The following is a 4,791-nucleotide window of genomic DNA, read 5'->3' on the forward strand; positions in this document are numbered from 1 at the left end:
GGGCGCGGCGCGGGATCGGACGGGCGATCCTCCTTCGGTGCGAGGAGGAGGCGCGCGCCGAAGGATTCCGCCGCGCCGAGCTCCTCGCGACGCTTCCCGGCGTTCCCCTCTACGCCGCGATGGGCTACGAGACGATCGAACCGTCGAACGTCGCGATGCGGGGCGGGCTCGTCCTCCCCGGCTTCCGGATGGGGAAGGACCTCGTCCGCCGCTGATCAGCGCGTTCCGGAGAGCCGGAGCAGGAGAAGCGCGGCGCGTTCCGCCTGCGTCGGGAGGGTCGCGAGATCCGCGGTTTCGCGATCGGTGTGGTCGTCGGTCCCGCACAGTCCGATCCCGTCGATCGCCATCTTCACCTTCTCGGCGGCGAATGCGGCATCCGCGGCGCCGGCCCGCATCGGGTCCGTCGCGGCGACCGGGCCGAGCCCCAGGTCCCGGCTCGCCCGATCGTACAGCGCGAGGAGAGCGGCGTTTCCGCCGGTCGGCGCCATCGGCGGATAGCCGTCGCGGAATTCGAGCTCCGCGTTCGTGCGCGGCAGGTGGGCCGCCGCGATGCCGCGCATCCGCTCCTTCGCCGTCGCGAGCTGGGAAGGGGAGACGGTGCGGAGATCGCCCTGAACCTGCGCCGTCCCGGCGACCACGTTCGTCTTTCCGAACGCTTCGCCGCGGTTCTGCGCCGGGTCGTAGGCCGCGGTCGTCCCTCCCACGATCGCTCCCGGCGAAATGGTGAGATAACGCTCTCCGGAGAGTGCCCGATAGAAGCCGTCGAGGATGCGCGCCGCCTCGAAGATCGCTCCCGCCCCCACCTCGTCGCCGAAGATCTGGGAGGAATGGGCGGGCCGGCCCGTGACCCGAAGGACCCAGTCGCTCGCTCCGCGGCGCGCCGTGACCGCTTCCCCGGGGCGCCCCGCGCCGTCCTCGAAACCGACGGCGACCTCGCACCGGGCGGCGAGGTCGAGGAGATCCCGGCGCGCGAGAGCGAGCGGCTCGCCCGCCTTTTCCTCGTCTCCCGTGAAGATCAGCGAGAGATTCATGCGGTCGAGCGCTCCGGCGTCGCGCAGAGCGCCGAGCGCGAGGAGCACGACGACGTCCCCTCCCTTCATGTCGATCACGCCCGGCCCCCGGGCTCGCCCCCCGGGGAGCCTCTCGAAGCGCTGGAAGGGGCTGTCCTTCTCGAAGACCGTGTCGAGATGGCCGATCAGCAGGATCGGACGCCCCTCGCCGGGATGCTCGGCCACGAGATGTCCGGCCCGGCCGAACGGCGCCCCGTCGATCCATCGCGTGCGGAATCCCAGGGCGTCCAGTTCCTTCCGGAAGATCGCCCCGACTTCGCGGACGCCCTCGAAATTCATCGTGCCGCTGTTGACGTCGACGGCGCGCTCGAGGAGAGCTTCGGCGCCGGCGCGATTCGCTTCGATCGAACGGACGAGTCGATGCTCGACCGGGGCGAGGGACGAGGAGGCGGCCGCCGCCAATGCGGGCAGGGCGAGCGTGAACGCGCCGAGGCGCGGCCATCGTGGCATGAGCCTCGCAGCCTATCGCAAGCCCTCGGGTCGAGAGGCTCGGACGGCGCCCGCGCCATCCGGCGAGTGCCGCCGCTTCGACTCCGGGTGTAACAACAGGCCGCGTTTCGTCGTAAAACCGGGGGGAGCGCGGCCCGACGGCGGCGACGGAGGTTCAGAATGACCCTGGAACAACCCGAGTTGCCGCCGAGCGAGGCCGATTCGCGACCCCTCCTGACCGCCGGAAGCGCGCCCCTCCGCCGTTCCCGCCGGTGGCTCTGGGTGGCCGTCGGGGTGGGCGTCGCCTTCGCCGCGTGGCTGGCCTTCCGGGGCTCGGGACGGAAAGGCGACCGATCGGTGGCTTCGCCCGGAGCCAAAGGGGCATCCCGAACGATTCCCGTGACCGCCGTGCCGGCCGCGGCCGGGAATCTCGCCGTCTACCTGAACGGGCTCGGAACGGTGACCGCCCTCAATACCGTCACGGTCCGCACGCGCGTGGACGGGCAGCTGGTCGACGTGGCGTTCCGCGAAGGCCAGATCGTCCGCCGCGGCGATCTCCTCGCGCGGATCGACCCCCGCCCGTTCGAGGTCCAGCTCGCGCAGGCGGAGGGGCAGAAAGCCAAGGACCGGGCCGCCCTCGAGAACGCGCGAGTCGATCTGAAACGGTACGAGGTCCTCGCCGCCCAGGACGCGATTCCCCGGCAGCAGCTCGACACCCAGGTCGCGACGGTCCACCAGGACGAAGCGTCGGTCGCGAGCGATCAGGGGCAGGTCGACGCCGCGAAGCTGAATCTGACGTACAGCCGGATCACCGCGCCGATCGGCGGACGGGTCGGCCTGCGGCTCGTCGACCCCGGGAATATCGTCCACGCGGGCGACGCGAACGGGCTCCTCGTGATCACGCAGCTCGAGCCGATCGCCGCCGTTTTCACGATCCCGTCCGATCAGCTTCCGCCGGTGCTCGCGAAGAAGCGCGCGGGAGACTCGCTCGAGGTGGACGCCTGGGATCGGGAGATGAAGACGAAGCTCGCCGCCGGGACCCTCTCGGCGATCGACAACCAGATCGACACCTCGACCGGCACGGTCAAGCTCAAGGCGGAGTTTCCGAACTCCGACGGCGCCCTCTTCCCGAACCAGTTCGTCAACGCGCGCCTGCTCCTCGACACCCTCAGGAACACGACCCTCGTTCCCGCCGCCGCCGTCCAGCGGAGCTCCGAGTCGACCTTCGTCTGGGTCGTGCGCCCCGATTCGTCCGTGGAGATGCGTCCCGTGCAGGTCGTCTGGACGGAGGGGGACGAGACGGCGGTTTCCCGCGGCCTCGCGCCGGGGGAACCGGTCGTCGTCGAAGGGATCGACAACCTCCAGCCCGGCGCGAAGGTGGCGGTCGTCCGCCCGGGAGCGCCCGCTCCTGCCGCGAAAGCGGCCCCGCCCGCCGGCCGCGGGAAAAAGTGAGCCCCTCCCGCCCCTTCATCCATCGCCCGATCGCCACGTCGTTGATCATGGCCGGCGTTCTCATCGCGGGGGCGCTCGGCTTCAAGCTGCTGCCCGTTTCGGCGCTCCCGCAGGTCGACTACCCGACCATTCAGGTCTTGACGTTCTATCCGGGCGCGTCCCCCGACGTGATGGCCTCGGCGGTCACGGCGCCGCTCGAGAGGCAGTTCGGCGAGGTCCCGGGGCTGAACCAGATGACGTCCAACAGCTCCGAAGGGAGCTCGGTGATCACGCTCCAGTTCGTCCTGAACCTGAACATCGACGTGGCCGAACAGGAAGTCCAGGCGGCGATCAATGCGGCGGGCACCTATCTCCCCGCGGACCTGCCGAATCCGCCCATCTACAGCAAGACGAACCCGGCCGACGCGCCGATCCTGACGCTCGCGCTCACGTCCCGGTCGCTCCCGCTCTCGAAGGTCGAAGACCTCGCCGACACCCGCTTCGCCCAGAAGATCTCGCAGCTCCCGGGCGTCGGTCTCGTGAGCATCTCCGGCGGACAGAAACCGGCGGTGCGGGTGCAGGTCAATCCGACGGCGCTCTCCTCCTACGGACTCGGGATGGAAGACGTGCGGACGGCGATCGCGCAGGCGAGCGTGAACCAGGCGAAGGGCACGTTCGACGGCGCCCGCCAGGCCTATTCGATCGAGGCGAACGACCAGCTCCTTTCGAGCGATCAGTACGGGCCGATCGTCGTGGCGTACCGCAACGGCGCGCCGGTCCGCCTCTCGGACGTGGCGAAGGTCGTGGACGGCGCGGAGAACGTCAAGCAGGCGGCCTGGATGAACACGACGCCGGCCGTCATCCTGAACATCCGCCGCCAGCCGGGCGCCAACATCATCAGCGTCGTCGACCGGGTCAAGAGCCTCCTGCCCCAGCTCCGGGCATCGCTCCCGGGCGCGGTGGAGGTCTCGATCCTGACCGACCGCACGACGACGATCCGCGCCTCGGTCCACGACGTGGAGTTCGAGCTGATGCTCGTGATCGCGCTCGTCGTGATGGTGATCTTCCTCTTCCTCCGGACCTTCGCGGCCACCGTCATCCCGAGCGTCGCGGTGCCCCTCGCGATCGCCGGGACGTTCGGGGCGATGTACCTCCTCGGTTACAGCCTGAACAACCTGACGTTGATGGCCCTGACGATCTCCACGGGATTCGTCGTCGACGACGCGATCGTCATGATCGAGAACATCACCCGCTACATCGAGCAGGGGGAGGAGCCCCTCCCGGCCGCGCTGAAGGGCTCGGAGCAGATCGGGTTCACGATCCTCTCGCTGACGGTCTCGCTGATCGCGGTGCTGATCCCGCTCCTCTTCATGCAGGACGTCGTCGGCCGGCTCTTCCGGGAATTCGCCGTGACGCTTTCGGTGACGATCCTGATCTCCGCGTTCGTGTCCCTGACGCTGACCCCGATGATGTGCGCCAGGCTCCTCAAGCACCGGGAAGCGAGCGAGCAGGGGCGGTTCTACCGGGCCTCCGAGCGATGGTTCGCCAGGGTCATCGAGTTCTACGGCCGCACGCTCGCCTGGGTGCTCGAGCACCGGACCGCGACGCTCGTCGTCGCCGTCGCGACCCTCCTGACGACGATTCTCCTGTACGTCGTCATTCCGAAGGGGTTCTTCCCGGTCCAGGACACCGGGGTCCTCCTCGGGATCTCCGAAGCGTCCCAGTCGGCGTCGTTCGCCGAGATGTCCCGGCGCCAGCAGGCGCTCGCCCGCGTGATCCTGGAAGATCCGGCCGTCGCCGGCCTTTCCTCGTTCATCGGCGTGGACGGCACCAACACCACGATTAACAGCGGCCGCATCCA

4 protein-coding genes are annotated in these 4,791 nt (G+C 69.6%); 3 read left to right on the forward strand and 1 reads right to left on the reverse strand.

Features of this window, described 5'->3' with window-relative positions:
- On the forward strand, nt 1-215 hold a 215-nt coding region (locus tag VFS34_14965; protein ID HET9795751.1), incomplete at its 5' end, for a GNAT family N-acetyltransferase.
- Here the strand turns inward: VFS34_14965 and VFS34_14970 are convergent.
- Nucleotides 216-1,520 carry a M20/M25/M40 family metallo-hydrolase gene (locus VFS34_14970; protein HET9795752.1) on the reverse strand — a complete coding sequence of 435 codons (1,305 nt, stop codon included), beginning with the start codon at nt 1,518-1,520 and terminating at the stop codon, nt 216-218.
- Between the two features lie 159 nt (nt 1,521-1,679).
- Here VFS34_14970 and VFS34_14975 point away from each other — a divergent pair, with 159 nt between their 5' ends.
- Nucleotides 1,680-2,951 carry an MdtA/MuxA family multidrug efflux RND transporter periplasmic adaptor subunit gene (locus VFS34_14975; protein HET9795753.1) on the forward strand — a complete coding sequence of 424 codons (1,272 nt, stop codon included), beginning with the start codon at nt 1,680-1,682 and terminating at the stop codon, nt 2,949-2,951.
- A partial coding sequence (locus VFS34_14980; protein ID HET9795754.1) for an efflux RND transporter permease subunit occupies nt 2,948-4,791 on the forward strand: 1,844 nt, incomplete at its 3' end. The genes VFS34_14975 and VFS34_14980, both read left to right, overlap by 4 nt.

This window comes from Thermoanaerobaculia bacterium (assembly GCA_035717485.1).
Taxonomy (GTDB): Bacteria; Acidobacteriota; Thermoanaerobaculia; order UBA5066; family DATFVB01; genus DATFVB01.